Consider the following 16,706-nt stretch of genomic DNA (forward strand, 5'->3'; position numbering starts at 1 on the left):
GAAAAACATGAAAAAAATTATTGTATTCGGTGCAACCGGAAATGTAGGGTCTTATTTCACCAAATATGCATCTGAGTATTTTTCAAAAGACGAATATCAGATCATTGCTTCCGGGAAGCGTAAAAAAGCAGACGTTTTTCAAACTATGGATGTCCCATACATATCCGTTGACATCACAAATCCTTCTGATTTTGACAATCTTCCGAAAGAAGATATATATGCCGTTGTTTTACTTGCTGCTGTTATTCCTGCCTATATGGACGGCTATCATCCCAAAGATTATCTTGATTCGATCATCATGGGAACCTACAATGTGCTTGAATTTTGCAGGACAAGGAATGTAGATCGTATTTTATACTCCACCAGCTGCTTTGATGTATGGGAATATCCAACCGGAACCATCATCAAACCGGATATGCCAAAGAACTTCAGTTACACCGGCGACCACGCCATGTATGTCATTTCCAAAAACACTGCGTTGGAGTTACTTGAACATTACCATCAGCAATATGGTCTGAAAACTTTTGCTTTCCGTTTTCCGACCGTATATTCCTACAGTACCAACCACTATATTTATCCAAATGGTGTCAAAACACTGCGTCCTTTGTACAAACTGATCTTTCACGCAATGGAAAGTAAACCTCTTGAAATCTGGGGTGATCCAAACTATGCCAAAGATATGCTTCATGTTTATGACATGGCCCAGATGTTTTGCAAAGCCATTGAAGTACAGAACTTAACAAAGGGGTTTTATAATTGCGGAACCGGTATACCCGTTACCTTGCGCCAGCAAATGGAGGCTATCATTGAAGTCTTCTGTCCACCGGGCAAACCTTCCGAAATTATCTGTCTGACCGACAAAGTTGCTGGCGGCGGTATATTAATGGATGTTCAAAATGCCAAAGATGAACTTGGTTATGAACCAAAATATGATGTAGTAAAACTATTTGAAAATTTTAAAGAAGAAATGAAAGTTGATCGTTTTTTAGAACTACGCGGAAAATAATACTTTCATAATGTACAGGAGGGTTTTTATGAAAACAATCATTATTGCAGAAGCAGGAGTAAATCATAACGGAGATATGGATCTGGCAAAAAAACTCATTGATGAGGCCAAAAAAGCAGGTGCCGATTTTGTTAAATTTCAGACTGCCGTTGACTGCACTTCCAAATATGCTCCAAAGGCAGAATATCAAAAACGCGAAACCGGAGCAGATGAAACCCAGCTGGAGATGGCAAAAAAACTCCGTCTGAAATTGGAACAGCATTATGAGCTTTACGAATATTGCAACAGTATCGGGATGTCCTACTTATCTACTGCCTTTGACATTGACAGTGTTCATTTTCTCGACTCTCTGGATCTTCCATTTTTTAAGATCCCGTCCGGCGAAATTACTAATTTACCATATCTGTTAGAGATTGCCGCCACCAAGAAACCAGTTGTTATGTCTACCGGAATGGCAGAAATGGACGAGATCGCGACTGCTATTGACATTTTAAAGAAAAACGGAACCAGTGAAATTACTTTACTGCAATGTCATACCGATTACCCTACCGCTATGGAAAATGTAAATTTAAATGCAATGCTCACCTTAAAAAATGCATTTCATCTTCCTGTCGGCTTATCCGATCACAGCGTAGGGATTGAGGTTCCGATCGCAGCTGTCGCAATGGGTGCCACTGTAATTGAAAAACATTTTACACTGGATCGCACTATGATTGGTCCGGATCACAAGGCAAGCATTGAACCAGATGAATTAAAAGCAATGGTTTCTGCCATTCGTAATATTGAAGTGGCACTTGGTGATGGCAAAAAAATCTGTTCTCCTGCAGAACGTCCCAATATTATTGTCGCCCGAAAAAGTATTGTTGCAAAAAGAGATATCAAAAAAGGTGAAATTTTAACCGAAGAAAACATTACTACCAAACGTCCCGGAAACGGAATTTCTGCTATGAAATGGTTTGATGTACTGGGAACAAAAGCAATTCGTGATTTTGGAGAAGATGAATTAATATGCACAGAATAAAAATTTGCGTTGTAACCGGAAGCCGCGCTGAATTTGGTCAACTGCTCCCCCTTCTTAAGAAGCTGGAGCAGGATTCTTATTTTAATCTTGACTTTGTAGTGACCGGTTCTCACCTGGCACCGGAAAATGGAAATACGATCGAAGAAATTCGGGCTTCCCGTATCAATATTTCAGAATGTATTCCAATAAAATATCTTGATGACAATTCGCGGGAAGGAATCGCACGTCAGATCAGTGATGTCATCTTATCATTTAGTCACTATTTTTCTGAACACAGACCGGATATGCTGATCGTAATCGGTGACCGTTATGAAATGTTTGGCGTAGCAATCGCAGCATCCACACTTTTAATTCCGATCACACACATATGTGGCGGAAGCACTACCAGCGGTGCAATTGATGAAGTATACCGCCACTCAATCACAAAAATGAGCGCTCTGCACTTTACTACTTGTGACGCTTACCGCAAACGTGTTATTCAACTTGGTGAGAACCCTCATTCTGTATATAATGTTGGTTCTCTTGCAATCGAAAACTGTTTAAAGACCAAGCTTTTATCTGAAGACGATTTCAGGAACCAGTTGGGACTCTCTATGCATGTTCCTTATTGCGTTGTCACTTTTCATCCTGTCACTTTAGAAAAAGAGGCTTCCGAAAACGAATTATATGAATTGATCGAGGCGCTTCGCGCATTCTCCGATTATTCCTATATCATCACTCTTTCCAATACAGATTCAGGTGGCGACCGTATCAATGAGATTTGGAGATCTACTGCTCAAAAATATACCAATTTCCATGTAGTTCCTTCTCTCGGCATGAAACGTTACCTGACTGCCTTAAAATATTCAGAAATGATGATTGGAAATTCATCCAGCGGAACAACCGAGGGACCTGCCATGCACATTCCAACAATTGATATTGGCGACAGACAAAAAGGACGTTTCTTTGCTGACAGTATCATACATTGTGACCCGAGGAAAGATGATATCATAAGTGCAATAAAAAAAGCCTCTTCCGCAGAGTTTAAAGATATGGTCAAACAGGTGAAAAACCCCTTCGGTGACGGAACAACTTCCGATCAGATGATCCAGATCCTAAAGCAGGTCACTTCTGCTCCAGTTAATATAAAAAAAGATTTTTATGATGTAAACTTTGAGGTATCAATATGAAAAATATAGCTATTATTCCCGCCCGCAGCGGATCAAAAGGACTAAAAGACAAAAACATCAAACCTCTTTTGGATATCCCCCTTTTAGCATACAGTATCCGCGCCGCAAAAGATTCCGCGCTTTTTGATGAGATCATGGTAAGTACAGACAGCGATGACTACGCACAGATTGCAAAAGACTATGGTGCTTCTGTTCCTTTTTTGCGCTCTGCTAAAACCAGCAGTGATACCGCCGGCAGCTGGGATGTTGTAACTGAAGTACTAAGTCAATATCAGACTTCCGGCAGATATTTTGATACCATCTGTCTGCTCCAGCCAACTTCACCTCTACGTATTGCTTCTGATATCATCGGCGGTTATCAGTTGTTTGACCAGAAAAACGCAGATGCCATAACTGCTGTGTGCGAAATGGATCATTCCCCTTTATGGTCCATGACCCTTCCACCCGATTTATCGCTTGGCAGTTTTCGCAAATCACTTAGCCAAAGCAAGCGCCGGCAGGATCTGGATACCTATTATCGTATTAATGGTGCCCTTTATATCAGAAAAATTTCTTATCATGCCAACAGCATCCAGCTGTTAAGCGAAAAAGAATACGCATACGTTATGGAGCGCGGCCGAAGCATTGACATTGATGTGGCAGAGGACTTTGAATTGGCCGAGTTTTTAATGAAACGCTCTTTGAATACCTATTCTTCCCATTGATAAATTCAAAAACAGACAGTATATATTACATGTACTGCCTGTTTTTTTATCTGTTACTCCTCTATTTTACCAAACACTTCATCTGAAAATCCCTCAAAAAGATTTGCACATTCTTCAACCAGTTCCATAAACAGAATTCCACGTCTTGCAATCTCTTTGCATTCTTCCTCGAAAGAACCGTATTCAATATACTGTGATGTCTTTAAAATGCTGTTGGCACGTCCGAGCGTTTCTTCTACTAATGAATAATTCTGATTCTTCTCTATTTTTTTAGTATTTTTCTTAATCTGCTTTAACAATTTGTCATATGCTGCATTATCCATATTATGATTCTGCGTCAGCTTATCCAGTTTTTGATACAATTTCTTACCTGCAGCCGCATTTACCGCCATCTCATGAAACTTCTTCGGTGTATCTTTCATATAGACCAGAATCTTTTTCTGTTCCTCCGGGTTAAACATCGGCTCCAGCTTCTCAATATTTGCAGATACATCTGCCTCAATCTTACACTCTTTTTCTATCGCCTCTTTTAATGTCGAAATCTCCGTTCCTTTGATCTTCGCCCCGCCCTCGGTCGCATTGATCACTCGAAAATTCGGATACATATTTTTCCAACGCGCAATAAAATCTTCAAACCAGATTCTGTAATGATCAAAATCCGGTCTGGTCGGTACCTTTTCCTCCACATTTCCCGGAACCATCTTCATCTTTGAAGTATCCAGTTCTTCCATCTTCTCTTTAAATGTACCATCCGCATGAGTCTTATTTCCTGTCAATGCAAGATCCTGTCCTACCATAATGACCGTCCCAAGCCCAAGATAACATGCCAATGAAAATGCAGCTGTCGCTACAGAACCGCCCACATCCATTGCTGCCCACTCTTTATGATTCATCTCATACATGCGATCAAAATACGGCGTGAATTCCCGGAAGAAAAATTTCTTTCCTTTATGATAATCCATTACTGCATGTGCTGCCCGCACTTCACTGAGCAGCGGTATGTTTCTGCTTTCTTCTACTGCTACGAGTTCCAGTGGCTTTGTCCCGTCTATAATCGCATACATATCCGGTATAATTCCATTTCTTAAAAGCGGCTTCATTGCCGTATCCACTGCAATGATAAACGCCTTATTCTTTGCCTTTTTCAGTTCCTCAATATTTTTATTTAATGAAGGACCCGCAGATACAATAATTGCCGGCATTTCTCTTGGAATTGCCTCCATCAGCTGCTTTGCCTGATAGCCTGTACGCACATAGTCGGCATTTTTCAGCATATTTTCCACTGCCACCTTGGAAAACGCCTGTACCGTATTTATATTTACCAGATATTCCTCTGCCACATCCTTTAACACTTTTTGAAAATCAAGCACTTTTTCAGGGCATATCTCATTGTAATTCGGCAATATGAAATGTCGCATACAGGATACTCTGTCTCCGCGGAGCATCTGCTTGATCAGCGGCTTAATGCCTTCTTCATTGATTCCCTCTACTAACAATGCCACAATTCTGTCTTCAAACAGTTCTTCGATATCTACATGAAACAACTGCTCATAAAAGATTGAAAATGACGGTTCATACACCATTACCATATTGTCATTTTTTTTCGGCACTTCTTTAAAAAGTTCCTCCAGATAGCAGCCATTTCCTATTCCAACCATAAAAAGCGGTGCTGAATATTCTATCTTTCCCAGAAATTTAATCTGATTTGCTGCCGCCAACGAAGCGGAACGTTTTCCTGCAAGATACAGGGTTCGATTGTTTCTTTGTACTTTTAAGATCTCTCTGCCCTCAAGATTGATTTCACTCTCAACATCAAGATTTTCTTTTTGTAACAACTCATCTTTTTTTTCTTCGATCAGTTTATCCATGCCCGGAAATCTCTTGTTCAACGCCTCCAGGTTCTTTTCGTATAATCCCATCATTGTACCAGCACCTTCTTTCCTGCGAAATATTCTTCTGGCACAAACATCGTCAGATATTCGCTGATTCCGCTTTCCAGCGCATCCAGCATCAATACTGTATCATTTTCTTTTGCTGCTGTTACTATATCATCCAGGATTGTAAGCAGATTTGCCTGCAATGCCTGGTACAATTCATCTTCAATTCCAAACTGATTGCCTGACAAAAACCATGTTGTAAATTCTTCTATCATTGGCAATCTCTTTTTTGCCTGTTCTATATAATCGTTTTTTCTGCTCTCTAACCGCCGATAACCAATATAATTGATCTCCATATAAAGCTGTTTTATCTTCTCTTCCATACTGATTCCTTTTATCTTTATAAAGAAAGAGCCGGCAAAACTGCCGGTTCTTTCTATGTTGATTAAATTAACTGCCAATCTTATCAGATTACTGTAATAAGGACAGAACACCCTGGTTGATCTGGTTTGCCTGAGCAAGCATTGACTGACCTGCCTGAGCAAGAATGTTGTTCTTGCTGTAGCTAACCATTTCATCAGCCATATCTGTATCACGGATACGAGATTCAGCTGCAGATGTATTCTCAGATACAGTGTCTAAGTTAGCAACTGTATGCTCTAATCTGTTCTGTAATGCACCAAGTGCGGAACGCTGGATAGATACTTTGTTGATAGCACCCTGGATAGCCTGGATAGAAGCGTTTGCCATGTTGTAATCATCAACTCTCGGTACGTTCATTGTAGTAAGGCTTCCGAATCCTCCAACAGTCTCAGAAGAGAATGCAACGTCTTTCTTTAATGCAGACCAAGCTTTTGCTGCAGATGCTGCGTATTTTGCACCAAGAGATGCTTTTCCGCCGCTGATAGCTGCTTCACGAGAATCATATTTTCCAGAACCAACAATGTATTTTCCAGATGCTGCATTGTAGTAGATCATGTCATCTGTGAAAGCTGCTTTACCAGTTTCTCTAGCTGCCTGTGTGAAAGCTTTCTTGTTAGCGCTGTCTGCTAATTTGTTGTTGTACTCATATGTAGTTCCTTCGTATACGATAGTTCCATAATGAGTATAGTTCTGACCCTTAGCATAGTTGAAATCTTTCAGTCCAAGAGACTTAGCATCCATCTTGTCGATGCTGATTCCGATGCTCTGTCCGCCGTTAGCTCCAACCTGAAGCTTCTTATCCTGATAAGTTCCGTCTAACAGGTTCTGTTTGTTGAACTGAGTTGTCTCAGAAATTCTGTCTAATTCGCTTGTTAATGCATTTAACTCCTGGTTGATTGCATCACGGTCGATAGACTGGTTTGTGTCGTTAGCGCCCTGAACTGCTAACTCGTTCATTCTCTGAAGGATAGAATGAGATTCATTTAATGCACCTTCAGCAGACTGAATAAGGGAGATACCATCTTCAGCGTTTGTAGAAGCTTTGTCAAGACCTCTGATCTGGCTTCTCATTTTCTCAGAAATTGTAAGTCCTGCAGCATCATCGCCTGCGCGGTTGATTCTGTAACCAGAAGATAATTTCTCAGAAGATTTTGCCTGAGCGCTTGTTGTGATACCTAACTGTCTGTTCGCATTCATTGCGGTAAGGTTGTGCTGTACTACCATAATATAATTCCTCCTTGAATTTGCTGCAGCTTCCATGCTGCATTTTAATTTTATCTGAAACGGTTACCCCATTTCATTCTGTTTTGTCACAGTTTCTATTCTTCCGGCCGTACGCTCCTTCCAAACATCCACTGTCCAGCAGCTCGGAAACAGATCAGTGTTTCCTTGCTTACCTGTTATATATATCGGACATATTCGCCGATACTTTATAGCAAAAAGTGACTTTTTTCACTTTTTTCTATCTAAAAACTGAGAATCGAGATAAGCATTTTTCATCATGTTCTGATAATAGGTGTTTACTGCTTTCTGACTCGATTTAACTTCTCGAATCTGCTTTTTAACAGATGCAAATTTTTTCTCGATCAACTGCTTATTTCGTGCTTCTTCCGCCTGTGCAGACATGGTCTTTGCGACTATCTCTCGGATCAGTTCCTGCATCTGCCGGATCTGCTCCGCATACTTGTCCATATTCTGTTCGATTTCCGGGCGAACCTGCTCATAGATCTGCTGGAACCCATCGTCCAGACAATTAAGCTCCTCGATCAGCGCAGCTTTTTTATCTAATGTTTTTTCAAAATCATCCGGTCCGAGCATCTCATCCGCCAGAAGTACTTTCTGTTCTTCATTTGCTGCCCGGATTGCATCCAGAATCTTATTTTTTTTCTGCAGACTTTCTGACAGGATTGTTATATAATCTTCTCCCGGCATACAAACTCCTTTTAAGATAATTTTGTTCCATTATTGGTTTCCTTCATTACTTCTTTCCATGTATCACGCATCGTCCGCAGATGTTTTAAGACTTCTTCCAGAATTTCTTTGTCTTTCTTCATATTGGCAAGCGATAAACGCTCTCTCAAGTACACATATACATTTTCAAAATCTTCTGCCACTGCATATTTGTGATTCAATGTCGCGCGAAATTCATCAATAATATTTTCTACTTTTACGATATTGTTATGTGCTTTTTCCACATCGCCCTCTTCGATTGCGCGAATCGCAATATTGCAGAACTTGATTGCTCCATCATAGAGCATCAGTGTCAGTTCTGCCGGAGATGCAGTCATCACTTTATTGTTTGCATATGCTGCATAACCTGTATTTAGTGCCATGTTATTTGTACCTCCATGTAACTTAACTTTATGTCATTTTTAACTCAACAGGCTGGACAGAGAAGAAGACTGACTCTGTAAGGACGCCAGTGCCGACTCCATTGCTGCAAACTTTTTATAATAAGAATCTTCAAGATCTGTCAGCTTATCTTCCCACTTGGAAATGGTATCGGTATAATCACTGTATTCTCTCGCCATCTCAATATCATTGTAAATCGTATAGGAACTGCTCAATCCCTTTACCGATTTCATTTTTGTATCGATCGCTGAATACAGTCCACTGGTAAGCTGTTTCATAAATGAAGAAACGGTATCCGGATCCGAGCTCAGCATATTCAGCAAAACATCCGAGTTATTCTTACTAACGCTGTCATCCGCATCTCCATCAATATGATACGCATCCTGAGAACTGTTTGCTGTCATGGTCGCATATGCTTCTGTCTTGATGCCAAAACTGGAAAGACTGTATTTTTTTGCTCCATTTGCCGATGCCCACAGCTTCAACTGTGACGCTGATGTCACATAAGAACCATCGGAATTCTTAATTGCATTTCCGTTGCATTTGTAATACTGTTTATCGGAATCATATGTAACCGCGTTTCCATTGTAAATATAATAGGAAGTTGACATTGCGTTTTTCATTGTGGACATAATTCCATCAAGTGTATCATCCCTGCGCAGTAACGCCGCCTTGATCTTTTCTTCCCATTTTTCCACTTCCGTATCGGTCATCTGATCCTTTTCAGAATCTGTCAGTGGTTCATATCCCTTTGCGCTGTCCGCATTATACAGCGAGTACATCTCTTTCATCAGGGAATTATACTGCGACAAAAAGCTCTTGACCTGATCATACATGCTCTGTGTATCCACTGATGTCGTAATACTGATCTCTGAGTTTCCAGTCTCAGCAAGGCAGTCTATTGTCAGTCCGTTCACAGTATAGGTATTATTTGCAGAGGTAAACTTGGCACCATTCAGCTCAATCTCGGAATCCTGCGCATCCACGATGCTCGCTCCGCCCTCTTTGCTCAATCCAACCGTCTTCAAAATATCCGCATCGCCATCAAGAGAAAACGCATTCTGCTCTCCCGTCTTATTCGAGGTCATAAAGATTCTCTTGTTTGTTGCATCGAAAGAAGCCTTCGTATCTCCCGCGCCATTTAACGCACTCACAAGATCCTTGATCGTAGTATTTCCCGTCACACTGACAGTCTTTACTACATTTCCAGAGCTGTCCTTCACCTGGATATCTCCGCCTGATCCGGTATATCCTAATTCGCTCAGCTTCGTTGCTGAAGTCGGTGCGGTTCCGGCTGAAGTATTTGAAATCTCTCCACCTGTGATATAAGTACCCTTGGCAAGCTGTTTGATCTTTAATGTCTGTGTTCCGTTTACACATGAACCTGCCGCTGTCACCGTAGCTTTTGCGGAATCTGATACAGTTGTTTTCTTCATTGTCCACGCAGAAGTAAAACGAAGGTTACTGATATTATCATACAGGCTTCGTACCTTAATGTTCAGATCTTTCCACGCATCCTGTTTCCATGACAATTTTGTCTGTGCTTTCTGATATTTTTCTTCCTTGGTACGATACGCTGAAACCAGTTCTGAAATAATAGCTTCGGTATCAAGACCGGAATTAAGACCTGTAATTCGAATTGGCATACTGCTTCCTCCTATCGTTTCTCATCCACAAGGATTCCCGCCATCTCCCACACTTTCGCTATCATATCCAGTGTTTCTTCCGGCGGATACTCACGGATGACTTTCTTGGTTTCCTTATCTACGATCTTTATCGTGATGCGGTTCGTTTCGTCGTGTACGCCCCACACCGCTTCCGTATTGGTTTTTTTGTTGATCTCATCGACCGCGCGACGAATCGTGTCTTTACTTTGTACTTCGTTAATCACCACGTCATCCGATCTTCCGGAATCCGAAGTGTCCGTCACTCCACCCGCAGTGGCATTTCCTACCGCTACCTGTATGTCCTCCTGTGATGTTGTGACTTTTCCGTCAGGCTGTGGCGTACTTCCCTGATAGACCACTCCTGCCTTTGCCGCTATTTCCATTTTCATACCACCTCCGTGTGATAACTCTTTACTCCTGTTTTTGGTTTTCTATATAATTATATCGGTTTTTTCAGCAAATAATTAACCGGTGATCAAAGCATTTTTTTCAATGCCTCGAGTCCTTCCGCGCTGACCGATGCCCTGTTTTCTTCCTGGATCTGTTTGTAGACCTCTTTCCGGTAGATTGGGACATCCTTTGGCGCTGTTATGCCGATCTTGATCTGATCTCCGCGCACTTCAAGGATCGATATCTCAATATTATTATTGATCACGAGTGATTCCCCTTTTTTTCTTGTCAGTGCCAGCATGTCTACTCACCCGCCTTTTCTTTGAGCTTATCATAAATCTTATATTTAACCGGATAATCCCCCTCCGCTATGACCTGGATCGCTTTTTTCGTATCGGTGTTGATGATGATCGGTGCCTTTAAGTTCACCGTGATATCTTCTTTCTTTCCGGTCGCCGTAAGCGTCACAAGAACATAGGTGTTCTCCGCATTCAGTTCTCCGAGCGGTTTTAAAAGCTCCTCATCAATATCCGGCGCATAATCCGGTTTTACCGAAAGCGGATCAATGACCGGGAGCGCAAACACTTCATCCTCCAGGCACTGCAGCCAGGATACGCCTTTTTTATCTTTTTTTTCCGAGTCGTAGATCAGCGCATATTCTTTGTAATCCGGAAATCCGATGATGCCGTTTTCAAAGCAGATCACTTTATCTTTTTGTATATCAATCTCACCAAACAGTCTTGTATTCATATGTCATCCACCTTTTTACAGATAATCAAGTAATGTCTGCTCCTGTACTTTACTTGCCGCCTGAAGCGCAGCCTGGTAAGCGGTATAGGACGCTGTGTAATCGATCACGATATCCGACAGGTCTCTGTCTTCGTTATCCGACTTTAATTTTTCTACCGTTGTCATATTGCTCTCAAGACGGTTTTTAACCAGATCCAGACGCTGTCCCTTTGCTCCTACCGTTGTAAGCGCAAGGTTTACATCTTTTGTATAATTGTCAACAGTTGTCAGTTTTGCATTATAAAGATCCTGCATGTTCTGGTTTGCATAGTCCAACTGTCTTTGTGCCGCGTCATACCATTTGCTTAACATTTCCTGATCCGCATCAGAAGAATAACGTTCTGAGGACTGCATCGCTTTGATTTTCTCTACGGTATCGTAAGCGTTCATCGCAAACTGTACCGCATCGGAAAGCTCATCTACATCTCTTCCGATCGAGGCGTTAAAGGTATCCGCTGCCAGCGTATTGACTGTGATCGACTGATTGTTTCCGATGTAGTAATTGATATCCTGATACATCCGCTCGCCTTTGTCATTGTAGTTGATGTATTTCACAGGATTTGCCGTATCTGTCTTATCCGTACAGTTGAAATAATGCTCCGGGCGAAGTTCTCCCTCGTTAAAACCAGTCTTGTCATAGGTGACAGAAACGCTTGCTTTGTTGGAACGTATAAAGTCCGCTGCATTCTTTCCAAGGAGCAGCTCTCCGGTATCAGTATTTAAGATCACTTCATCATCACCGACTGCATAATCCGCTGCATTCAGATTGCTGTTCGTCATCTGTTTGAATGTAAAACCATTGGCAGATGCTCCCGCGCCGGTCGTATCCAAAACTTCTGTCGCCGTCGTTCCATTCTGCATTTTGTAGGTAAATGTGATGTCCGTCGGATTTTTGATCGCGTTGTAAGACAAGCGGATCCTCTGGATCGTCACTTTGTCTACATCTGCTGCCGGTTCATTTGCCGGAACATCTGAGAAAGATTCAAATGTATGGGTATAATAATCTTTTTCTTCAATATTTTCATAGGAAGACGGCTCTGTGATCGTATAACTTGCTTTTGAATCCGTCTGGAAAGTCAGTGTGGTGTTGGTCTTGTATCCGGTAAAGATCGTTCTGCCGGCATAATCATTGTTTCCCTCCTGATAGATCTGATCACGAAGCTGTTTTAACTGAGTCAGTATCGTATTACGGTTGCTCTGTGTCAGATAGGTATTGGATCCATCATTACACTGTGTATGGATTTTATCAAGTACCGAATTTAATGTCGTTAAAGAAGACTGCGTCATCTCAATCCAGGACTCCGCATCCTTTACGTTGGTATTCAGGTACTGGTCGATCTGGTTTAACGTACTTCTGAGACGCAGAGAGCGGACTGCAATGACCGGATCATCCGATGGCACATCGATCTTTTTCTGCGTGGACATCTGCGTGTTCATTCTGTCTACTTCGATCTTGTTGCGGTTAATATTTGATTTTGTCGTGTTCATGATCATGTTATTGGTAACTCGCATTTATTTATCCTCCTTATACTCCGGTCTGTAAGATCAGCTGATCGTACATCTCTGTCATAACCTGAACCATCTGGGATGACAGATTATAAGCATTCTGGAATTTTACCAGATCAAGCGCTTCTTCATCTTCGTCCACGCCGGAAATGGAAAGGCGCTGTGACGTGATGGATTCCGAAATATTGGCAAAGTTCTCGTTGAAAGTGCTTGCCTCCTGCTTATCAACCGATACGTCATTGTACAGGCACTTTAAGAAATCGGATGCTCCGCAGTTGCGGTACATCTTCACATCAGATTGCAGCTTCAAGAGTTCTTCCGCAAGGTCATAAGCATCCTCACCCTGTGTGATATCGCCGGTCGGATCCTTGCCTTTTAATTCATTGTATTTATCTTTTGTGATCGTTGAAAAACGGGTCGGATCTTTGACGCACTCTTTGGCGACACCGAAATTTGCCGCCGTCAGCCAGTAGTAAGTGTCGCTTTCACTTGTGTAAGTGTAGTTGCCTGCTTTCATTTCAAAGTTATCGTCCGCAAATGCTCTCTCTTCTTTTGTAATGTTCGCCACAAAGAACGTGCGCATGTCATTTCCGTTTAAGTCCACACCGGTCTGTTCCAGACGGTTGAATTTTGAAGCGAATGAACGTACAAACGCAGTCATCTGATTCATATAATATGGAATACCGAGGGAATCTATACTGGTTCCGATCTCGGCTTTCTTTCCAACATAATCATCTAAATTAACGGCTGCGTCAACATCTTCCAGATTGAATGTGAAAGACGTAATCGTCTCGTTCCCTTCCGCGTCTACCGTTGTTTTATAGGAAAATCCGTTGTAATGGAAATTCTTGTTTCCGATCGTGATGATTCCTTCCGTGTCCATATTCATGCCAGCCATGTCTGTGATGGAAAGTTTCTGGTCAAACGTCACTTTATTTCCATCGACCTTTGTCAGAACTCCGGAAAAGTTTTCTTCATTATTTCCGTCACGCATCTCAAACAGGGCACGAAGCTGTCCGTTCATGCTCGCGTTTGTGGTGTTGAAAGAATTTCCGGTATCTGACCAGTAGAGATCGTAAAGTCCGTCGATATCGGTCTGGTTTACCTTGTAATCACGCGCACGGCACTCTATGGTGCGGTAATCATAGCCGTCTACAATATCCTGGCCATTGATGGATACCGTATACCAGTTCGCGCCTGTGACACGATCCGGATACTTGGAATCCTTGATTGGCACTTCATTTACAGTCACCGGCACGATCTGGGCAAGATCGTCGATCAGAAGCGCACGCTGGTCACGCAGCTCGTTGGCATATCCGCCGTTTAACTCGAGCTGGTTGATCTGCTTGTTCAGTGTCGCGATCTTTGACGCCGTCGCGTTTACTTTCGCAACGATCGTCTTGATCTCGTCATTGCAGCTTGACTGAAGGCTCTGAAGTTCTTCTGAAATTCCGGTAAAATAGCTTGTGAGATTGTTGCTGGCGCCGATAAACTCATTTCGTTTGTTGACATCCCCCGCATTTCCTTTCAAACTGTCAAGATCTTTGAACATGGTATCGAGGATTGTGGAAAATCCCTTCTGATAGGTCTTTTCATCATCGATATAATAGGTCTCGATCTGTTTCATATAGTAAAGCCGCTTGTCGTAATAACCGACATTTGCGTTGTTTTCCCAGTATTTTACATCATAGTAGAAATCGCGTACCTGCGTGATCGATGTCGTTGTAACACCGGAACCGGTTGTTCCGTACTTCTGATGCACGCGTAAGGCTTCTGATGCCACACGATTTGCAACCTGTTTGGTATATCCGTCCGTCTGAACGTTTGAAATATTATTTGCGGTCGTATTGATCGCTGCCTGGAAAGAGCTTAACCCAGATCCCGCAATCGTAAGTCCAAAAAATGTTGATGGCATATTTTATCTTCCTCCCTAACGCATGCTGTTGAGCAGTGTATCGATCATTGCCGCGATCACGTTGATGTAACGGCTCGCAGCGTTATATCCGTTCTGGTACTTGATCATGTTTGTAAGTTCTTCGTCCGTGGAAACACCGATCACTTCCTGTCTCTTGTTATCCGTAGATAACAGGGATCCGGAAAGTGTATCTGTCGCCGTTGCGTAGATATTGCCGTTCATTGCCAGTTCATCTACCATCTTCGTGTAGAACTTCTCAAAGGTACAGTTCTCTGTGTCGTACGGACTGAGCCACATTGACTCTGTTGTCCATGCCGCAAGAAGTTTATTTCCCAGATCATAATCCACGTCTTTCATATTTGCTTTCATATGCGGGAGATTGGTTCCGATCTTTAAGAGATCGCCGTTAATGGACACGCCCTCGGTCGTATACATTTTGGAACGGTCGTTTAGATCTTCCTCATTGTATTTCCAGATCTTGATCTCATTTCCGTTTGCGTCCGTAACCGCATTGCCCGCCGCATCACGAAGCGTAATCTCGGTATAGCGGTCACATCCGTTTCGTTTGAACAGTTCCTGCGGCGGCAGCTGTCCGTCCTCTCCGCGCGGTGTTGTATTCACATCCAAAAACTTTGCGTCTGTCGCAACGATCATATTTCCATCCGCGTCATAGTAGGCATTGCCGTTTTCATCTGCCAGCACGCGGACTGTTTCGCCGTTGACCGTTGCCTCGATCGTATGATAGAGTACGTTTCCGTCCGCATCATAGCAGGTGCCGTCTTCCGCCACCTGCGTATTCGGGCAGAACAGGTCATTGATCTGTGTCATCATCGTGTGGATGAGCTGATCGAACTCTGCCAGTGAATTCATCATCGTGGATTTTCCGATGCCTTCCTGATACTGCTCGCTTGTCATCGTGCTTCCATCCGCATTGTGGAACAGATTATAATAGGTCGGTGTCATATCGCCGCGTGCGAGAAGCTGTGCCTTGATCGATCCCATATCCGTATTCATGTCGGAGGAGATCTCCTCGGTCAGATCATAGACATAATCCAGATCGCCGGATGTCATATCCGATGTATTCGGCCAGTACGGCGTAATGAAATCCGTTACTTTGTCGGTCTGTTTTGCCATATTGTACACACGCACTTCATCGAGAAGATCGTGGTTCTCAAAACGGACGCTCACGATGCCATCCGGATTTTCTTCATATTCGATCTTTCCGTACGCAGAAAGCTGATCCAGCGCCTGATCTCTCGCGTCTCTTAAGTCCATCGCGGTCTCAATGCCGCCCGCTTCGATCTTCTGGATCTCATAATTCAGGTCGAAAATGTTCTGCGCCAGTTCATTTACTTTATCTATTTTTTCGGAAATCTGTGTATTGATATTCTTCTGATAAGATTTGAGTCCGGAATAAACCGCCTTGGAACGGCTGAGGAACAGGCTCGCTTTCTGGATGACCATGTTCTGTGCGGTTGAATTTCCCGGATCTGTTCCGAAATTATTAAACGCGTTCCAGAAATCTTTCAGTGCGTTCTGGAACTGCTTTCCTTCCATTTCCTGCAGATAAGTCTGCACTTCATAAGCTGCCTCATAGGATGTTTCGTAAAACGCTGACCGCGCTGAGGTAGAGCGGTATAACTTGTCCAGAAACATGTCTCTCGTATGTACCACATCCCCGATCGACACACCAAGTCCGTACTGCTGCGGACTGATCGCAGCATTCGCAAATTTGATATAATTTTCATCGGTGAACAGTACCTGCTGACGTACATGACCTGTCGTACCTACGTTTGCAAGGTTGTTCGCTGTTGTGTTGATCGCGTTCTGGTGGTTCCTGAGTGAGGAACTTCCTATATATAAACTTCCAAATGAATTTGCCACGGT

Annotated in this window: 16 protein-coding genes; 4 read left to right on the forward strand and 12 right to left on the reverse strand. The window is 42.6% G+C overall.

Going from position 1 to position 16,706, the window contains the following annotated elements:
- Positions 1-7 precede the first annotated feature (7 nt).
- From H8Z76_RS06395 to H8Z76_RS06410, 4 genes are read left to right on the forward strand one after another with little or no spacing between them, the layout of a single operon-like run.
- The gene (locus tag H8Z76_RS06395; RefSeq protein ID WP_022516195.1) at positions 8-1,006 is read left to right on the forward strand and encodes an NAD-dependent epimerase/dehydratase family protein; all 999 of its coding nucleotides are present in this window, start codon (positions 8-10) and stop codon (positions 1,004-1,006) included.
- A 28-nt stretch (positions 1,007-1,034) separates the two neighbouring features.
- A complete protein-coding gene (neuB, locus tag H8Z76_RS06400; RefSeq protein WP_147618493.1) occupies positions 1,035-2,027 on the forward strand; it encodes an N-acetylneuraminate synthase in 993 nt (330 codons plus the stop codon).
- Positions 2,015-3,196 (forward strand): UDP-N-acetylglucosamine 2-epimerase, encoded by a 1,182-nt coding sequence (neuC, locus tag H8Z76_RS06405; protein WP_186981980.1) that lies wholly within the window; start codon positions 2,015-2,017, stop codon positions 3,194-3,196. Before neuB ends, neuC begins: the two co-directional genes overlap by 13 nt.
- Entirely contained in the window at positions 3,193-3,900 is a 708-nt protein-coding gene (locus H8Z76_RS06410; protein WP_186981981.1) for an acylneuraminate cytidylyltransferase family protein, read from the forward strand. Before neuC ends, H8Z76_RS06410 begins: the two co-directional genes overlap by 4 nt.
- Before the next feature lie 53 nt (positions 3,901-3,953).
- On the opposite strand, the gene H8Z76_RS06415 is transcribed toward H8Z76_RS06410, so the two are convergent.
- The 12 genes from H8Z76_RS06415 to H8Z76_RS13865 all read right to left on the reverse strand — a co-directional run bounded on the left by H8Z76_RS06415 (position 3,954) and on the right by H8Z76_RS13865 (position 16,703).
- Positions 3,954-5,822 carry a motility associated factor glycosyltransferase family protein gene (locus H8Z76_RS06415; protein ID WP_022516191.1) on the reverse strand — a complete coding sequence of 623 codons (1,869 nt, stop codon included), beginning with the start codon at positions 5,820-5,822 and terminating at the stop codon, positions 3,954-3,956.
- Entirely contained in the window at positions 5,819-6,160 is a 342-nt protein-coding gene (locus H8Z76_RS06420; RefSeq protein ID WP_022516190.1) for a hypothetical protein, read from the reverse strand. Before H8Z76_RS06420 ends, H8Z76_RS06415 begins: the two co-directional genes overlap by 4 nt.
- Positions 6,161-6,248: 88 nt before the next feature.
- The gene (locus H8Z76_RS06425; RefSeq protein WP_186981982.1) at positions 6,249-7,424 is read right to left on the reverse strand and encodes a flagellin N-terminal helical domain-containing protein; all 1,176 of its coding nucleotides are present in this window, start codon (positions 7,422-7,424) and stop codon (positions 6,249-6,251) included.
- 228 nt (positions 7,425-7,652) lie between these two features.
- Positions 7,653-8,132 carry a flagellar export chaperone FlgN gene (gene flgN, locus H8Z76_RS06430; RefSeq protein ID WP_022516188.1) on the reverse strand — a complete coding sequence of 160 codons (480 nt, stop codon included), beginning with the start codon at positions 8,130-8,132 and terminating at the stop codon, positions 7,653-7,655.
- Between the two features lie 11 nt (positions 8,133-8,143).
- A complete protein-coding gene (gene fliS, locus H8Z76_RS06435) occupies positions 8,144-8,533 on the reverse strand; it encodes a flagellar export chaperone FliS (RefSeq protein WP_022516187.1) in 390 nt (129 codons plus the stop codon).
- Between the two features lie 39 nt (positions 8,534-8,572).
- Complete coding sequence (fliD, locus tag H8Z76_RS06440) at positions 8,573-10,198, reverse strand: flagellar filament capping protein FliD (RefSeq protein ID WP_022516186.1); 1,626 nt, start codon at positions 10,196-10,198, stop codon at positions 8,573-8,575.
- Positions 10,199-10,209: 11 nt separating this feature from the next.
- Complete coding sequence (locus H8Z76_RS06445) at positions 10,210-10,608, reverse strand: flagellar protein FlaG (RefSeq protein WP_147618499.1); 399 nt, start codon at positions 10,606-10,608, stop codon at positions 10,210-10,212.
- Positions 10,609-10,694: 86 nt separating this feature from the next.
- Positions 10,695-10,910, reverse strand: coding sequence for a carbon storage regulator CsrA (gene csrA / locus H8Z76_RS06450; RefSeq protein ID WP_022516184.1), 216 nt, complete (start codon positions 10,908-10,910; stop codon positions 10,695-10,697).
- A gap of 2 nt (positions 10,911-10,912) precedes the next feature.
- The gene (gene fliW, locus H8Z76_RS06455; RefSeq protein WP_022516183.1) at positions 10,913-11,359 is read right to left on the reverse strand and encodes a flagellar assembly protein FliW; all 447 of its coding nucleotides are present in this window, start codon (positions 11,357-11,359) and stop codon (positions 10,913-10,915) included.
- 15 nt (positions 11,360-11,374) lie between these two features.
- Entirely contained in the window at positions 11,375-12,910 is a 1,536-nt protein-coding gene (locus tag H8Z76_RS06460) for a flagellin N-terminal helical domain-containing protein (protein WP_022516182.1), read from the reverse strand.
- Between the two features lie 13 nt (positions 12,911-12,923).
- Positions 12,924-14,819, reverse strand: coding sequence for a flagellar hook-associated protein FlgK (gene flgK / locus H8Z76_RS06465; RefSeq protein ID WP_186981983.1), 1,896 nt, complete (start codon positions 14,817-14,819; stop codon positions 12,924-12,926).
- A gap of 15 nt (positions 14,820-14,834) precedes the next feature.
- Positions 14,835-16,703 (reverse strand): flagellar hook-associated protein FlgK, encoded by a 1,869-nt coding sequence (locus H8Z76_RS13865; protein ID WP_022516180.1) that lies wholly within the window; start codon positions 16,701-16,703, stop codon positions 14,835-14,837.
- Positions 16,704-16,706 lie beyond the last annotated feature (3 nt).

The organism is Roseburia yibonii, assembly GCF_014297335.1.
Taxonomy (GTDB): Bacteria; Bacillota; Clostridia; order Lachnospirales; family Lachnospiraceae; genus Roseburia_D; species Roseburia_D yibonii.